At 64.0% G+C, this 16,425-nt stretch carries 16 protein-coding genes; 11 read left to right on the top strand and 5 right to left on the bottom strand.

What is annotated here, in order from left to right:
* Positions 1-136: 136 nt before the first annotated feature.
* Genes ACR0LD_RS00165 through ACR0LD_RS00155 form a run of 3 tightly spaced genes read left to right on the top strand, consistent with a single transcriptional unit; the run spans position 137 to position 1,526 of the window.
* Positions 137-601, top strand: a complete 465-nt coding sequence (locus ACR0LD_RS00165) for a nuclear transport factor 2 family protein (protein ID WP_480635164.1) — start codon at positions 137-139, stop codon at positions 599-601.
* A gap of 14 nt (positions 602-615) precedes the next feature.
* Positions 616-1,230 carry a pyridoxamine 5'-phosphate oxidase family protein gene (locus ACR0LD_RS00160; protein WP_480635162.1) on the top strand — a complete coding sequence of 205 codons (615 nt, stop codon included), beginning with the start codon at positions 616-618 and terminating at the stop codon, positions 1,228-1,230.
* A gap of 47 nt (positions 1,231-1,277) precedes the next feature.
* The gene (locus ACR0LD_RS00155; protein WP_174819685.1) at positions 1,278-1,526 is read left to right on the top strand and encodes a hypothetical protein; all 249 of its coding nucleotides are present in this window, start codon (positions 1,278-1,280) and stop codon (positions 1,524-1,526) included.
* Positions 1,527-1,577: 51 nt separating this feature from the next.
* On the opposite strand, the gene ACR0LD_RS00150 is transcribed toward ACR0LD_RS00155, so the two are convergent.
* Positions 1,578-2,252 carry a TetR/AcrR family transcriptional regulator gene (locus ACR0LD_RS00150; protein WP_480635160.1) on the bottom strand — a complete coding sequence of 225 codons (675 nt, stop codon included), beginning with the start codon at positions 2,250-2,252 and terminating at the stop codon, positions 1,578-1,580.
* 64 nt (positions 2,253-2,316) lie between these two features.
* Between ACR0LD_RS00150 and ACR0LD_RS00145 the strand changes: the two genes are divergently transcribed.
* From ACR0LD_RS00145 to ACR0LD_RS00120, 6 genes are all read left to right on the top strand, one after another.
* Positions 2,317-3,633: a flavin-containing monooxygenase gene (locus ACR0LD_RS00145; protein ID WP_480635158.1), complete on the top strand. Its 1,317-nt coding sequence runs from the start codon at positions 2,317-2,319 to the stop codon at positions 3,631-3,633.
* Positions 3,630-4,532 (top strand): bile acid:sodium symporter family protein, encoded by a 903-nt coding sequence (locus ACR0LD_RS00140; protein ID WP_170443686.1) that lies wholly within the window; start codon positions 3,630-3,632, stop codon positions 4,530-4,532. Before ACR0LD_RS00145 ends, ACR0LD_RS00140 begins: the two co-directional genes overlap by 4 nt.
* Positions 4,529-5,461: an SDR family oxidoreductase gene (locus ACR0LD_RS00135; RefSeq protein ID WP_480635156.1), complete on the top strand. Its 933-nt coding sequence runs from the start codon at positions 4,529-4,531 to the stop codon at positions 5,459-5,461. The genes ACR0LD_RS00140 and ACR0LD_RS00135 overlap by 4 nt, the downstream gene beginning before the upstream one ends.
* Complete coding sequence (locus tag ACR0LD_RS00130) at positions 5,458-6,216, top strand: SDR family NAD(P)-dependent oxidoreductase (RefSeq protein ID WP_480635155.1); 759 nt, start codon at positions 5,458-5,460, stop codon at positions 6,214-6,216. The genes ACR0LD_RS00135 and ACR0LD_RS00130 overlap by 4 nt, the downstream gene beginning before the upstream one ends.
* 133 nt (positions 6,217-6,349) lie before the next feature.
* The gene (locus ACR0LD_RS00125) at positions 6,350-7,222 is read left to right on the top strand and encodes an NAD(P)-dependent oxidoreductase (protein ID WP_480635153.1); all 873 of its coding nucleotides are present in this window, start codon (positions 6,350-6,352) and stop codon (positions 7,220-7,222) included.
* Between the two features lie 102 nt (positions 7,223-7,324).
* On the top strand, positions 7,325-10,390 hold the full coding sequence (locus ACR0LD_RS00120) for an aminotransferase class III-fold pyridoxal phosphate-dependent enzyme (protein WP_480635151.1): 3,066 nt from the start codon (positions 7,325-7,327) through the stop codon (positions 10,388-10,390).
* Between the two features lie 43 nt (positions 10,391-10,433).
* Here the strand turns inward: ACR0LD_RS00120 and ACR0LD_RS00115 are convergent, their stop codons facing one another.
* Together ACR0LD_RS00115 and hemP are read right to left on the bottom strand one after the other, a co-directional pair.
* On the bottom strand, positions 10,434-10,910 hold the full coding sequence (locus ACR0LD_RS00115) for a hypothetical protein (RefSeq protein ID WP_170337651.1): 477 nt from the start codon (positions 10,908-10,910) through the stop codon (positions 10,434-10,436).
* Positions 10,907-11,074, bottom strand: a complete 168-nt coding sequence (gene hemP / locus ACR0LD_RS00110) for a hemin uptake protein HemP (protein WP_005978533.1) — start codon at positions 11,072-11,074, stop codon at positions 10,907-10,909. Before hemP ends, ACR0LD_RS00115 begins: the two co-directional genes overlap by 4 nt.
* A gap of 220 nt (positions 11,075-11,294) precedes the next feature.
* Here hemP and gph point away from each other — a divergent pair, with 220 nt between their 5' ends.
* On the top strand, positions 11,295-11,969 hold the full coding sequence (gph, locus tag ACR0LD_RS00105) for a phosphoglycolate phosphatase (protein ID WP_480635149.1): 675 nt from the start codon (positions 11,295-11,297) through the stop codon (positions 11,967-11,969).
* A gap of 221 nt (positions 11,970-12,190) precedes the next feature.
* Here gph and ACR0LD_RS00100 read toward each other — a convergent pair whose 3' ends face one another.
* Both ACR0LD_RS00100 and ACR0LD_RS00095 read right to left on the bottom strand, forming a co-directional pair.
* A complete protein-coding gene (locus tag ACR0LD_RS00100) occupies positions 12,191-13,438 on the bottom strand; it encodes an acetate/propionate family kinase (protein WP_480635147.1) in 1,248 nt (415 codons plus the stop codon).
* Positions 13,435-14,823 (bottom strand): bifunctional enoyl-CoA hydratase/phosphate acetyltransferase, encoded by a 1,389-nt coding sequence (locus ACR0LD_RS00095; protein WP_170401398.1) that lies wholly within the window; start codon positions 14,821-14,823, stop codon positions 13,435-13,437. The genes ACR0LD_RS00100 and ACR0LD_RS00095 overlap by 4 nt, the downstream gene beginning before the upstream one ends.
* 387 nt (positions 14,824-15,210) lie before the next feature.
* On the opposite strand from ACR0LD_RS00095, the gene ACR0LD_RS00090 reads away from it, so the two are divergent.
* Positions 15,211-16,413: an APC family permease gene (locus ACR0LD_RS00090; protein ID WP_480635145.1), complete on the top strand. Its 1,203-nt coding sequence runs from the start codon at positions 15,211-15,213 to the stop codon at positions 16,411-16,413.
* The last annotated feature ends 12 nt before the right edge of the window (positions 16,414-16,425 follow it).

Below are 16,425 nucleotides of genomic sequence, written 5' to 3'. Positions count from 1 at the left end.
CAGCACAGTTTACTGATCTGTACACCCAAAGGATTTGACCGATGCGACGCCGCGCCAGCCCATTTCCCGCAAGCTATGTTCCCTTCCTTCTGACCGTGGCCCTACTGGCCGCCACCCTCGCCTGAAGGCCCTGACCATGCCGCGCCCTCCCCTGCCCCCGTTCACGACGCAGACCGCCATCGAAAAGGTTCGCAAGGCCGAAGACGCCTGGAACAGCCGCAACCCCGACATCGTGACCCCGGCCTATACCGAGGACAGCCAGTGGCGGAACCGGTCCGAGTTCCTGACCGGCCACGCCCAGATCCACGCCTTTCTGACCCGCAAATGGCGCACGGAACTGGACTATCGCCTGATCAAGGAGCTGTGGGCCTGTGACGGGAACCGCATCGCGGTGCGCTATGCCTATGAGTGGCATGACGACAGCGGCCAGTGGTTCCGCTCCTACGGTAACGAGAACTGGGAGTTCGCCGCCGATGGCCGGATGTCCCAGCGACATACATCGTTGAACGATCTGCCGATCACCGAAGCCCAGCGCCTGTTTCACTGGCCCCTGGGGCCGCGGCCCACCGACCATCCCGGCCTGTCCGACCTGAACCTGTGAAAGGAGTCACCCGCATGCCCCGCGCCTTTTCCGAACTGACCTTCACCCCCGGCGTCCGCGCCCATCAAGAGCGGATGGGGTCAGCCGCCTCTTATTCCAAGTTCATCAACGGCGGCCCGCAGCAGGGTCACCTGATCGGCCCCACCGAGCAGGCCTTCATCGAGGCGCGCGACGGGTTCTATCAATCCACCGTGTCCGAGACCGGATGGCCCTATGTCCAGTATCGCGGCGGCCCGGCCGGGTTTCTGAAGGTGCTGGACGACCGGACCATCGGCTATGCCGATTTCACGGGCAACAAACAGTATATCTCGCGCGGGAATCTGGACGGCAATGACCGGATCGCGCTGATCCTTATGGACTATGCCAACCAGCGCAGGCTCAAGATCCTGGGCCGCGTGGACTTTCGCGAAGGGGCCGAGGCCGCGCGCGACCTTTTCCCTGACGCGGCCGAGGCCGAACGCGCGGCGATCATCCATGTCGCGGCGCTGGACTGGAACTGCCCGCGCCACATCACCCCTCGCTTCACCGAGGCCGAGCTGCGCCCGCATCTGAACGCGCTTGGCCGCCAATTGGCCCAGCTGCAGGCCGAGAACGACCAACTGAAGCAGGCCCTGGCCCGAAAGGCCTGAGCCACCCCCAAGACCCCGAACCCGTCAGCAACAGGAGTATCAATGCCATGCTACGCGCGATTACCAACACCCTCGCCACCCTGACCGCCGGATCGGTCTTTGCCGTTTCGGTCGTGACCGTCGGCTTCTACCTCTCGCCCGAGGCCGTGCGCGCCGCCGAGCCCGACCCGTTTCAGACCCAGTTCCGGGCACAGACCATCGAAGCGATGCAGAGCGCTTATCCCGTGCTCACCCCCTACACAGAATCCAAGGCGCAACCAAAGCCCGAGTCTTCACCCAAGCTGCCGACAAACTGACAATTGAGGACCGAGATCTTGAATCCCCGCGCGTCTCGGGCACCGCCCGCGCTATCGACTGAGCCGAGCGCGGCCCGAGTGCACCATTGCCTCGATCCCCGCGGCGCAGAATTCAACCAATTGGTCGATCCCGGACAGATCGCCCCCCTGTGACAGTGCCTGCACCCGCCAGGCGCTGTTGAGATGCGCCAGCATCGCTGAGACCGAATAGACCTGGCCAGTGGCCAAAAGCGCCGGGTCGGCCTGCGGATACAGTGCGGCGATCTCACGGATGAAGAGCTGAGCGGTGGGGTCGAAACACTCGGCCGCAATATGGCGCCAGCGCGGATCGACCGACACATGCGCCACCAGCCGCCCGTAGGCCATCCAGCCCGGGCCGCCGGATTCGGCAAGACTGACATAGGGGCGGATGAAACAGTCCAGAATGCCCCGCAAGGTCAGCGGGCCCTGCGTGCGCCGTTCCTCCAGCGCCTGCGTCCGGATCTGCGCCAGTTCGTCGGCGCGGCGTGCGACGGTCTGGAAGAACAGCTCTTCCTTGCCGCCGCCATGGTGGTGAACCAGCCCCACCTGAACCCCGGCGCGCGTGGCGATGTCGCGGATCGAGGCGCCCTCGAATCCCCGTTCGGCAAACAGCGCCTCGGCCGCGTCCAGAATCCGCGCCTTGGTTTCCAGCGATCGGGCCGACGGCGCCCTTTGCCTTTGTTTTTCAATGTATTTCGCGCTCATGTTTTTCATCTTGCCTTATTTTGGACGATCGTTCAAGTTAAGCGCCACGAGCAGGGGAGGGTTCATGACACAAGCGCGCAAGGCATGTGCCTTGATCGGCGCAGGTCCGATGGGGCTGGCGGCGGCCAAGGTGCTGAAGGAACAGGGCATCCCGTTCCAGGGGTTCGAGCTGCATTCCGATGTGGGCGGGTTGTGGGATATCGATGCGCCGCGGTCGACCATGTACGAATCCGCGCATCTGATCTCGTCCAAGACGATGACCGAATTTGCCGATTTTCCGATGGGCGACGACGTGGCCGAATACCCGTCGCACCGGCAGATGCGCGACTATTTTCGGGCCTTTGCCGATCATTTCGGACTGCGCGATCACTACAGGTTCAATGCCGAGGTGATCGACGCGTCGCCGCTGGGTGCGCCGGGCGATGGTTGGCGGCTGACCTGGCGGGACGACCAGGGAACGCATAGCGGTGAGTTTGCCGGGGTGCTGATCGCGAACGGTACCCTGTCGGAGCCCAACATGCCCGATTTTCCCGGCAAGTTCGACGGCGAGTTGATCCACGCCTCGCAGTACCGCTATCCCAGCCAGTTCGACGGCAAGCGGGTGCTGGTCGTGGGCGCGGGCAATTCCGGGTGCGACATTGCGGTGGACGCCATCCATCACGCCGCGCAGTGCGACCTTTCGATGCGGCGCGGATACTATTTCGTGCCGAAATACGTCTTTGGCAAACCCGCCGACACGCTGGGCGGGATGATCCGCCTGCCCATGTGGCTAAAGCGCCGGATCGACGGGCTGATCCTGCGCTGGTTCGTGGGCGACCCGCAGAAATACGGCTTTCCCAAGCCTGACTACAAACTGTACGAAAGCCACCCGGTGGTGAATTCGCTGGTCCTGTACCACGCAGGCCACGGCGACCTGCGCATTCGCCCCGATATCGACCGGATCGAGGGCCGCACCGTTCACTTCAAGGACGGCAGCGCCAGCGACTATGACATGATCCTGGCCGCGACCGGGTACAAGCTGCATTACCCGTTCATCGACCCCAACCTGCTGAACTGGCAGGGCGACGCGCCGCATCTGTACCTGAACGCCATGCATCCCGAACGCGACGACCTGTTCGTGCTGGGCATGATCGAGGCCACCGGGCTGGGCTGGCAAGGTCGCCACGAGCAGGCCGAAATGGTGGCGCGCTATATCAAGGGTCTTCAGTCCGGCTGCCCCGTGGCCGCGGCGCTGAAGGCGGAAAAACAAGAAGACTATCAGCGCGCCACCGGAGGCATGCAGTACCTGAACCTGCCCCGCATGGCCTATTACGTCGACAAGGCGACCTATCGCAAGGCGGTGACGGATTGGATCGCGCGGTTCCGGAAAGCCCGCGCATGACCGGCATCGACGAGATCACGCTGAATTTCAGCCCCGGCTCGCTGACCCTGCTGAACGCGATTCTGGCGATCGTGATGTTCTCGATCGCCATCGACCTGTCGCCACGCGACTTCGACCGGCTGCGGCGCGCGCCCAAGCCAGTGGTGGTGGGACTGGCCTCGCAATTCCTGGTGCTGCCGGCGCTGACCTTCCTGCTGGTCTGGCTGACCGAGCCGCGCCCGTCGATCGCCTTGGGGCTGATCCTGGTCGCGGCCTGCCCGGGGGGCAACATCTCGAATTTCATCACCCATCGGGCGGGCGGAAACGCGGCGCTTTCGGTGTCGATGACCGCCTTCGCCACCATCGGGGCCATCGTGATGACCCCGTTCAACATCGCGCTGTGGGGCGGGCTGTATCCGCCGACCCGCGCCATTCTGCAGCAGACCCAGATCGACCCGGTGCAAATCGCCATCATCGTCGGGCTGATGCTGATCCTGCCGCTGGTTCTGGGGGTGACCCTGAACCAGAAGCGCCCCGCCCTGACGGCGCGGCTGCGCGGGCCGCTGCAGATCCTGTCCATGGCCATTTTCGTGGCTTTCATCGTGCTCGCCCTGGCGGCCAACTGGAGTTTCTTCCTAGGCTACGCCGGGGCGGTCGCCGGGCTTGTGATCCTTCACAACGCACTGGCACTGGGGGGCGGTTGGGTTGTGGCCACTCTGACCCGGCTGTCCCCCTTTGACCGGCGTGCAATCACGATCGAGACCGGCATCCAGAATTCGGGCCTTGGACTGGTGCTGATCTTCGCCTTTTTCAACGGCTTGGGCGGCATGGCCGTGGTGGCCGCCTTCTGGGGGATCTGGCATGCCATCTCGGGGCTGGCTCTGGCGCAGTTGATGGCCCGGACCGAGGCTGCCCGATGACCCGCATTCTGATCACCGGCGCTGCGGGGCTGGTCGGCCGCGCCCTGCTGAACGAGCTGAGCGACCATGAGGTGTTTGCCACCGACCTGCGCCGCCCGGACATGCTGCCGGACGAGGTTCCGTTTCTACGCATGGATGTCACCACGGGCGACCCGGCCCGGGTGATCGCCAAGGTGAAGCCCGAGGTGGTCGTGCATCTGGCCTCGATCGTCACGCCTCCGCCCGGCATGTCGCGGGCCGAGGCCCATGCGGTGGATGTGGGGGGCACGCGCAACTTGGTCGATGCCGCGCTGGCCCATGGCGTGCGGCGGCTGGTCGTCACCTCGTCGGGAGCGGCCTATGGCTATCACGCGGACAACCCGGTGCCGCTGCGCGAAACCGATCCGGTGCGCGGCAACCCCGAGTTTCCCTATTCCGACCACAAGCGGCAGGTCGAGGAATTGCTGGCCGAGGCCCGAACCGCCGCGCCGCAGCTGGAGCAGGTGGTGCTGCGGGTGGGCACGGTGCTGGGCGACGGCACCGACAACCAGATCACCGCCCTGTTCCGCAAACCCCGCCTGCTGGCGGTGGCGGGCAGCGACAGCCCCTTCGTGTTCATCTGGACCCGCGATCTGGCCCGCATCCTGAAACGCGCAGCCACCGATGGGCCGCCCGGGGTGTACAACGTGGCCGGGGACGGCGCGCTGGGCGTCGACGATCTGGCTCGCGCGCTGGACAAACCCGTGCTGCGCCTGCCGGCGTGGGCGCTCAAGGCGGCGCTGGCCGTGGCCCGCCCTCTGGGCCTGTCGCGCTATGGACCTGAACAGGTGCGGTTCCTGCAATACCGACCGGTTCTGGACAATACGGCGCTGAAGACCGTGTTCGGCTATGTCCCGCAGAAGACCAGCGCCGAGGTGTTCGACCTTTGGAAAAGGAGTGTGGGCCTATGAAAACCGCAGTGATCTCGGGCGGGGCCGGCGGGCTGGGTCAGGCGCTCTCGGCCGCGCTGCAAGAGCGTGGATGGCGCGTGGTCCTGCTGGATCTGAAGGTGGATGGGGTGCAGGACACCGCTACGCAGATGGCGATTGCCTGCGATCTGACCGATCCGGCGCAACTGGCGCGTGCCGTGAACGATACGCTTGCGCATTGCGACAGCATCGATCTGGTTGTCTACAACGCTGGGATCACCCAGATCTGCGGGTTCGATCAGTCCGACGACACCAGCCACCGCAAGGTGTTCGAGATCAACTATTTCGCGGCCGTCTCGATGGCCCGCGCCTTTCTGCCCGCGCTGCGCCGGTCGCGCGGGGCGCATCTGGCGATCTCGTCGGTGGCGGGATTTGCGCCCCTGTATCACCGCACGGCTTATGCGGCCTCGAAACACGCGCTGGACGGTTTCTTCAAATCGCTGCGGTCCGAAGAACGGCCCCATGGCGTGCGGGTGCATATCGCGGCGCCCTCATTCGTGGCGACCAACCCGGGCCGGGCCGAGCGGCAGCCCGATGGCACCGCACGCCCCGGATCGGCCAGCGACGGCATGGACGAGATGACCCCCGAGGCGGCCGCCCGCGTGATCCTGCAAGGGCTGGATCGCGGGCGGCCCGTCATCCCGGTGGGCCGGGTGGCGCGGCTGGCCTGGTGGCTGAACCGGCTGGCCCCAGGCCTGTACCAGCGCCTGATGGAGCGCAATATCAGCGGCGCGTGACGCGCGGCCATTATTTGCGGCCCGTTTCCCGGTGCGGGGTTGCCCTTTGGCCGCGGCTTTGCTTTGTCTCTGGCAAGCATTCCGGCCAGTGGGCGTTTCATGTCCCGGACCGGTCACAGGGAGGATCTCGAAAATGGCGAAAGTTGCATTCCTTGGCCTGGGCGTCATGGGCTATCCGATGGCCGGGCATCTGCAGGCGGCCGGGCATGAGGTGACCGTCTACAACCGCACCGCGGCCAAGGCGGAGAAATGGGTGTCGCAGCATGGTGGCCAGATGGCGACCACGCCGCGCGGTGCCGCCGAGGGGGCCGAGTTCGTGATGGCCTGCGTCGGCAACGACGACGATCTGCGCATGGTCTGCACCGGCGAGGATGGCGCGTTCGGCGGCATGGCGGAAGGCTCGGTTTTCGTTGACCACACCACCGTTTCGGCCAAGGTCACGCGCGAGCTGTATGCGGCGGCAAAGGCGCGCGGGATCTCTTTTGTCGATGCGCCGATCTCGGGCGGTCAGGCCGGGGCCGAGAACGGGGTTCTGTCGATCATGTGCGGCGGCGATCAGGCTGCCTATGACCGGGCCGAGCCGGTGATGCAGATTTATGCCAAGATCTGCCGCCGCATTGGAGACAGCGGCGCGGGCCAGATGACCAAGATGTGCAATCAGATCGCCATCGCAGGGCTGGTGCAGGGCCTGAGCGAAGCGCTGCATTTCGCCGAGAAGGCCGGGCTGGACGGGCGCGCGGTGGTCGAGGTAATCAGCCAGGGGGCCGCCGGAAGCTGGCAGATGTCGAACCGTTACGAGACCATGCTGGATGACCATTTCGACCACGGCTTTGCTGTGGACTGGATGCGCAAGGACCTTGGCATCTGCCTGGACACGGCGGACGAGACCGGAGCATCGCTGCCGGTGACCGCGCTGGTCGATCAGTTCTACAAGGATGTGCAGAAGATGGGCGGCGCCCGCTGGGACACTTCGTCACTGATCAAACGCCTGCGGGCCATGGGGTAAGTTGGGGGCTGTCTGCCCCCCATCGCGCCCGGGCGCGATTCCCCCCGAGGATATATTCAGCCAGATGAAGAGGGCCCCGGCGCGCACGGGGCGGAAGTTCGAATGAATGATGTCAGTGAGTTTTGGGCGGCCGCGCTGCGGCGGGTCTGGGGGCTGGACGCGCGGCTCTCGCGGCTGGATGGCGAGTATGACCTGAATTTCCTGGTGCAAGCCACCAATGGGCAGGATTATGTTCTGAAGGTCATGCGGGCCGGGTGTGACTCGCAGTTGGTGGATCTGCAGATCAAGGCGTTGGAGCATATCGCGGCCGAGGCCCCGGGGCTACCGTTTCCCAAGGTCATCCCCGGTCTGGACGGCGGTTTGCTGCTGCAGATCGACGACGACGCGGGACGGCCTCGTCTGGCGTGGCTGTTGGAGCGGCTGCCGGGCCGGTGCTATGCCAAGACGGTGCCGAAATCCGAGGACCTGATCCTGAAACTGGGCCGGGTATTGGGGGCGACCGATCGGGCGCTGGAGCGGTTTTCGCATCCCGGCCTGGAGCGGCCGGAGTTCAAATGGGACCTGACCCAGGCCGGCTGGATCGCTGACAAGCTGGATGCGGTTGCCGACCCCGATCGCGCGGCCCTTCTGCGCGAGATTTGTGCACAGTTCGATGCCGTCGCGGACATGCTGGCCGAGCTGCCCCGGCAGGCCATCCACAATGACGTGAATGACTACAACATCCTGGTCGAAGGAGAGCTGTCGGAGCGCCGGCAGGTTTCGGGCCTCATCGATTTGGGCGACATGTGCGCCGCGCCGCGGGTGTGCGAACTGGCGATCGCTGGGGCGTATGTGGTGCTGGATCACCCCCGCCCTGAACGGGCACTGGCCGCGCTGGTGCGGGGCTATCACGCCGCAAACCGGCTGCGCCCGCAGGAGGTGGATTTGCTCTGGCCTCTGCTGCGGATGCGGCTGGCCGTGTCGGTCGTCAACTCCACGCTGATGGCCGCAGAAAACCCGGACGACCCGTATGTGACGATCAGCCAGGCACCGGCCTGGCGCTTTCTGAAGGACGCATCGGTCAATGGCAAGATGATGCCCGCGCGGCTGCGGGCGGCCTGCGGGCTGCACGTCACCGACGGGGCCGAGCGCATACACGCATACTTGGCCGAGCATCGTGGTCAGTTTGCGCAGCTGTTGGGGCAGGATCTGGCGGACGTTCCGATGGGTTCGCTGTCGGTCGAAAATTCGACCTGGCCGCAGAACCCGTTTCACATGCCGCTGGACGAGGCCGCGCGGGTTGGCGCGGAGTTCGGTGCGGGCCCGTGGCTGGGCTATTACAACGAACCGCGCTTGATCTATGCCGAGCCTGCGTTCCGCAAGGGTCCGTGGAAGGCGTCGGACCGGCGCACGGTGCATTTGGCGGTGGATGTGTTCGCGCCGGCGGGGACGCCTTTGATGGCGCCGCTGAGCGGGCGGGTCGAGGCGGTCGAGAACCGGGCGAACCATCTGGACTATGGCGGCGTGGTAATCCTGCATCACGAAACCCCCGAAGGTGACGCGTTCTATACGCTGTACGGGCATCTGGACCCTGAGGTCTGTGACCGGCTGAAACCGGGCGATCCGGTGGCGCAGGGGGCGACATTCGCCCGGCTGGGCGATGCTGGCCAGAACGGCGGCTGGGCACCGCATGTGCATTTCCAGCTGGCCCTGACCACGGACGGCATGCAGGCCGACTGGCCGGGCGTCGCCGACCCGGACGAGCTGGACCTGTGGCACGCGGTCTGCCCGAACCCGGCGGCCCTGCTGAACCTGCCGGACGAGAAGGTCTTTTATCGCCCGACCGACAAGGCCGAGATCCTGAACAAACGGCGCGACCATTTCGGCGGCAACCTGTCGCTGACCTATGACGACCCGGTCATGCTGGTGCGTGGCTGGAAGCATCACCTGTTCGACGAATGGGGGCGGCCCTATCTGGATGCCTACAACAACGTTCCGCATGTGGGGCACGCGCATCCGCGCATTCAGGCCGTGGCGGCGGATCAGTTGAAGCGGATGAACTCCAACACCCGCTATCTGCACCCCGCGCAGGTGGAATTTGCCGACAAGCTGCTGTCGAAACTGCCCGATCACCTGCAGGTGTGCTTCTTCGTCAACTCGGGCACCGAGGCCAACGAGCTGGCCCTGCGCCTGGCGCGGGCGCATAGCGGGGCCAAGGGCATGGTGACGCCCGATCACGGCTATCACGGCAACACCAATGCGGCGGTGGCCATTTCCGCCTACAAGTTCAACAAGCCCAGCGGCGTGGGCCAGGCCGATTGGGTCGAACTGGTCGAGGTGGCCGACGATTATCGCGGCCGGTTCAAACGTGACGACCCCGACCGCGCGCAGAAATATGCCGACCTGGTCGACGACGCGATTGCCGCTCTGCAGCGCAAGGGGCACGGGGTCGCGGGGTTCATCGCCGAGACCTTCCCCTCGGTCGGGGGTCAGATCATCCCGCCAAAAGGCTATCTGCCAGCGGTTTACGAAAAGATCCGCGCCGCCGGCGGCGTCTGCATCGCCGACGAGGTGCAGACGGGCCTGGGCCGGCTGGGCGAGTACTATTTCGGCTTCGAACATCAGGGCGCGTCCCCTGATATCGTGGTTCTGGGCAAACCCATCGGCAACGGCCACCCCCTGGGCGTGCTGGTCACCACGCGCGATATCGCCGACAGTTTCGACAACGGGATCGAGTTCTTCTCGACCTTCGGCGGCTCGACCCTGTCCTGCCGGATCGGCAAGGAGGTGCTGGACATCGTCGATGACGAGGGCCTGCAGGAGAATGCCCGCGTGATGGGCGCACGGCTGATGGATGGTCTGCGCGCGATCGAAGCCGAGTTCGCCTGCGTGGGCGACGTGCGGGGGATGGGCCTGTTTCTTGGGGTCGAACTGATCAACCCCGACGGCTCGGAAGGCACCGAGATCTGCCGGTACGTCAAGAACCGGATGCGGGACCACCGCATCCTGATCGGCAGCGAGGGGCCGAAGGACAACATCCTGAAGATCCGCCCACCTTTGACCATCGAGGCCGAAGATGTGGACATGATCCTGTGGGCGCTGCGGTCTGTGTTGGCCGAGGTGGGCGACTATGCCCCTGCCCCGGTGTGCGACCACAGCCATCACCATGACGGGTGCGGCTGCTGCTGAGAAACGCCCCGGCCGAATTCGGCCAGGGCACTGAACCGCGCTGTCAGTGCAGCACGGCCGAGGGGGTCTGATGGCCGGTGGTCGGCAGTGGAACGGCGGAGGTCATGCGCCGCAGGGCCAGCCCGAACTCTTCGGACAGTGACGCCAGCGCGGGCGCGAAATCGGGGCGTACGATCAAGGCGGCCAGCATCATCGCATCCTCGCGCGCCCCTTCCGAGGCCGCGGCGATCATCTGCGCGAAACAGCTTTCGTCCGCGCCCAGACAGGCGCAGCCCAGCCCGTGCCGGATCAAGGGGCGGCGGGCGTGATGGGCGCACAGGCTGCACAGACGATCCAGCGCCAGCATGGCCAGCTGCCCATGATCGGCGCCCAGCGCGATGTCGAAGTCATGTGCGGCGTCGGCACGGCCGGCGGCCCCGTCACTCCACATCCGCAGGTACATGACGGCGCCAGCCTCGATCGGGGTCAGATCGGCCAGCCGTCCGACCGGGGCGCCGCCCCGGGTCGATGCGCCGCTCATTTTGTCAGGATCAATTTACCCGCGCGGGTGATGCGCAGGGTATACAGCTGGTCGCCCAGTTCGATATGGGCCAGGTTGCCGCCCTGCGTCAGGTCCTCGGCCTTGTGGGCCGGCAGCATCGAAACGGCATAGGCTTGGGTCGGATTCGGGTTCTGCGCGTTCATCGGGTCATCTCCGGTTGTGTTCAGGCAAAGCGCCTTTTCCGTTCAACTTTCATGGATCTGGCTGGCCCGGAACCGGGTTGGCTGCGTGTCTCCATGCTTAATCTGATAAAAATACTAAGGTATGTCAAGTGCCGGTTTCCTGCTATTCGCACACCGAACCATTGCGCCCTTGCGGCAGGCCCGTTAGGCCGGGTCTCGGCACTTAGAGACGGGAGCGGAGATGACGGCGGCAATCGTGTTTGATCTGGATGGCACGCTGGTGGACAGCCTGGCCGACATTGCGGCAGCAGCGAACCGGATGCTGGCCGATCAGGGCTATGCGCCCCTGCCCGAAGAAACGATCCGGGGATTCGTCGGCAATGGTCTGCCAAAACTGGTTGAGCGCGTGATCCTCCACTGCGGACTGAGCATTGAGCGCCATTCCGAACTGACACAGGTCACGCTGAACCATTACAGCCAGGCATCAAGTGCGATCACCAGGCCTTATCCAGGTGTCAAAGACGCTCTGCGACGACTGCGGGCTGCAAATATCGCGCTAGGGGTCTGCACCAACAAACCGGAAGCGCCCGCGCAGCATATCCTTGAGGTTCTGGAGCTGGCGCAGTTCTTCGACGTGGTGATCGGCGGAGATACAGTGAAATCCCGCAAACCCGACCCCGCCCACCTGACCGCCACGTTCGAGGCACTGGGCACAAACGACGCGCGGGTCTTTGTGGGCGACAGCGAAGTGGACGCAGAAACCGCCCAACGTGCCCAAGTCCCATTTATTCTGTATTCGGAAGGGTATCGAAAGTCGCCGGTCTCGGAACTTCCCCATTTGGCCAGCTTCGACGACTTTGCGCGCCTCCCTAACCTGGCAATGCGCATCACGGGCTTATCTGGTACCGGGCTCTAAGGCTTTGGCTGTCAAGGGATTCAACTTTTTTGGGGGTTTTTGAGGGGCCGGCTGAGGGGGTAGGTAGCCAGCCCCTCTTCGGGGAAAGTGGTAGGCCAAGTTTGACCTTGGTTGATCAGACAATAGCCCAGCCCACCTATGCCCGAAATTGGGGGTTTCCCGTAGAGAGCCATTTTTTCGAAAAATTCGCCGAAAATCCTTCGCTGACGTCCAGCGCCTGATCACTCAGGCCCCGAACCATCGGCCGGGGGCGGCGCGGCTGGGCTCGCTTTGTCCAATAGCGTCTCGTACATGTGCGGATAGACGAAACGAGCAGCCGCACGGGCGATCACCAGTTCCTCGTTGGTGGGGATGACCATGACCTGAACCCGGGACAGCGGTGTCGAGATGATCCGGGCGTGGTCCGTATTGGCATCATGGTCCAGTTCAATCCCCAACCACCCCATGTTGACGCAAATCCTTTCGCGCACTAGCGCAGAATTCTCGCCGATCCCACCCGTGAACACCACCGCATCCAGCCCGCCCAGCACAGCCGCAAGGGCACCGAGTTCACGCCGCGCACGGAAATTGAAATAGCTGATGGCCCGGCGCGCGCTGCCGCTGTCGGACTTTTCCAGCGTGCGCATGTCGCTGGACAGACCGGACAGACCCAGCAGACCGGATTTGCGATACAGAAGTTCGGTGATCTCATCCACGCTCATGCCCTTCTGGTCCATGAGGTAGAGGACGACACCGGGATCCAATTGGCCGCATCGGGTTCCCATAGGCAGACCGTCTATGGCCGAGAACCCCATGCTGGACCCGACCGAGCGGCCGTGGATCATACCGCACATCGACGCGCCGTTGCCCAGATGCGCCACGATGACCCGACCGCCATGCAGCAGCGGCGCGGTCTTGGCCAGATGGCCCGAGATGTATTCGTAGCTGAGGCCGTGAAACCCATAGCGGCGAACGCCCTTGTCATAATACTCGGTCGGCAAGGCAAACGTATCGTTGACCCAGGGGTGACTGCGGTGAAAGGCGGTGTCGAAACAGGCAACCTGCACCGCATCGGGGAACCGCTCGACCGAGGCGCGAACGCCGCTGAGGTTATAAGGTTGATGCAATGGTGCGAAGGGCGAGAGTTTGTCCAGCGCCGCAAGACTTTCCGGCGTCAGCAAGATCGGGTGATCATGGTCAGGACCACCATGAACGATGCGGTGGCCGACGGCTGCAATATTGGCCGCGGGAAATTGCTGGACGATCAGGTCCAGAACATGGTTCAGGGCCTCGTGATGATCGGCAATCCCGTCTGCCACATCACCGCCCAACGTGCGGCCATCCGACGTTTTGGCGCGGATGGTCGCGCCCGCGGCGCCAATGCGGTCGACGATTCCGGTGCAGATTGCAACCGGGTCATCGGATGGCAACGAAAACAGCCCGAACTTCATAGACGACGAGCCTGCGTTCAGCGTGATGACATGGCTCATGACCGCCCCCCGGCAATGCGGGCGGCGTGCAGGGCAGCCACGGCGCAGGATGCCAAACGCGCCTTGTCGTCATCCGCGCGGCTGTTCAGGATGATCGGCACCTTCGCCCCCAGAACCACCCCTGCCGCTTCGGCGTTGGCGATATATGTCAGCTGTTTGGCCAGCATGTTGCCCGCATCCAGGTTTGGAACCACAAGTATGTCGGCCTGTCCGGCCACTGGCGAGACGATCCCCTTGATCCGTGCTGCGGCCATGCTGACCGCATTGTCCATGGCCAGCGGACCGTCGACCAAGCCTCCTATGATCTGGCCCCGTTCAGCCATTTTGGACAGCAACGCCGCGTCGATCGAGGACCGAATGGCCGGGTTCACCGTCTCGACCGCCGACAGAACGCCGACCTTGGGCGTTTCCATCCCGATCGAGATCGCCAGATCAATCGCGTTCTGGGTAATGTCGATCTTGGTTTGCAGATCGGGCTCGATATTGATCGCGGCGTCAGTCACCAGCAGCGGGTGCGGTTGCCCGGGCACGTCCATGACGAAAACATGGGTAAAGCGCCGGCCCGCGCGCAATCCCTGATCCTTCCGCAATGCGGCCCTCAGCAGATCATCGGTGTGCAGATGCCCCTTCATCAGCGCCCCGGCCCGGCCTTCGACCACAAGGTCGACGGCGATGCGGGCGGCTTCGCTGTGCTCTTCCGCGGCGACAATCTCGAAACCATCCAGCTTTTCGCCCAGTTCCTGCGCCGCCTGCCCGATCAGGTCCGGGCGACCGACAAGTATCGGCTCAATGATCGTTTCCCGCGCAGCCAGGATCGCGCCGCCCAGCGAGTTCGGGTCCTCCGGCGCGACGACGGCGGTCGGGATGGGATCCAGCGGCCGGGATTTCTCCAGCAACGCGTCGAAGTGACGGTGCCGCTGAACGATCAGGCCGGGAACCTCGATTTCGCGGAACGACAGGGCGCGGTCCGGCGCTATTACCACGGCTTTGCCGCTGACGATGACCGCATCATCCCTGCATCGGGTGACGGTGGTATCCAGGACCACCTCGCGGTTTGCACGCTTTTCCGTAACGACCACGCGCGCCAAAAGCTCGTCCCCGGCCATGGCACGGCCCACGAAGTCGAACTGTTGCGATTTGTAAAGCGTCCCGGCCCCGGGAAGGATGTTTCCCAGAACCGCCGAGATCAGCGCGCCAACGAACAGCGATGGCGCCACCGCCTCGGGCCGGTCGTCTCCATCCCCGTCCTCATGGGCCAGGTGCAGCGGGTTGTGATTGCCCGAATTCGCGGCGAAGGCATAAAAGTCATCCTCGGTGCACAGACGCTTCAGTTCGGCCGTGTCCCCGATGTTGAGCTGATCATAGGGTTTGTTGTGATACTGCATCTGGTTCAACCTGCGAATATTGCGCGCCGAACGCGGCCATGGCTGGGCCGAGCGACCGGAGCTGTGTTGCCCGGAACCTGATGGATTACACGCGAAATGTCCAACTCATACCCCAGCACGTCACGTCATTTTGGCGCGCAGGAAGACCTTGCACGAGCGATGCAACAAGACGTTGACAGCCACCCGGTTTTTTTTGACGCGCCCGCCATCTGGCTTCGGAAAAGGCGATGGAACGCGGCACAACCAAGCGCCAGAGTTGAACGGGATACCCCTGATTGGTAAGTCTGAGCGACCTTGGATGCCGGTACACATACCATGATCGCCCCTCAGCGATTGAACCCCCACCAGCGGCGTCCCGACGAGCACTAGCGAGGCCGAACCGTTCCCTTGACGACCGAGTTGCAGAATACGTTGATCCTGTCCGCGGTCGTGGTGGTCTTGGCCATTCTGGTTTGGCCACGTGTCGCCAATTCCCGGATGTGGAGAGCCTCGATCACCCCGCTGGCGTCGATCATCGGCAGCGGGTTCCTTGTTCTTGGTCCAATCCTGGACGTCAGTTTTGGCGATCTGGCCCCGCTTGCCATGCTGGGCCTCTGCGCCGCGGCCTGGGGGTTTGGAAGCGCAATTCGATACAACATCCGCGACATTGCGCACAGATCCGACCGGGGTGCCGGTATCGAGCGGGCCGAAAGGGTCGCGTCGGCAAGCCTGTCTTTTGCCTACTTCATTTCGGTCGCCTACTACCTGAACCTGTTCGGCTCGTTTGGCGTGAGCTTGACCCAGGTGGATGACGCGTTTCATGCCCGCCTTGTGACCTCGGGCGTGCTTGTGCTGATCCTTTTCGTTGGCTGCACCCGGGGGTTTTCCGCGCTGGAACGGTTGGAGCAGATTTCAGTCGGCCTGAAACTGGCAATCATCGCCGGGCTGCTTGTCGGACTTGCCACGTATTTTGCCGAGCAATACAGCCACGATGCACTTGTCTTTGACCCGCCGGCCGAGCGCGGCTCGCACGGGTTCATGTTATTGGCCGGGCTGATCGTCACCGTGCAGGGATTTGAAACCTCGCGTTACCTCGGCCACGCCTATGATGCGGAAACGCGCATTCGCTCCATGCGGTGGGCCCAGTTGATCGCAAGCGCGGTTTACCTGATCTATATCGGCCTGTTGACCTATTCGGTCGAACCGGGCGGCTTGGTTCTGGACGAAACGGCGATCATTGACCTGATGCAGGTTGTCGCCCCGATACTGCCCGTTCTTCTGGTTATTGCGGCCCTGTCGGCCCAGTTCAGCGCCGCTGTCGCGGATACCAGCGGGTCCGGTGGACTGCTGTCCGAGATTTCAGGCGGGCGCGTCTCTGAACGGACCGCCTATACCGTTTTGGTCGGTGTCGGGTTGATACTGACCTGGACATCGAATGTCTTTGAAATCATCAGCTATGCGTCGCGCGCCTTTGCAGCCTATTACGCGCTGCAGGCCGGCATCGCGGCCCGGTCGGCGTCTCAGCAGAACCTGCCCTTCCGCGCGTTGGTGTTTGCACTGTTCTGCATTCTTGGCGCAGCAATCGCGGTATTCGGATTGCCCGTCGAATGACGCTCTGACCTT

Source organism: Ruegeria sp. BF8 (assembly GCF_056538625.1).
This window is presented reverse-complemented; position numbering and strand designations above follow the sequence as displayed.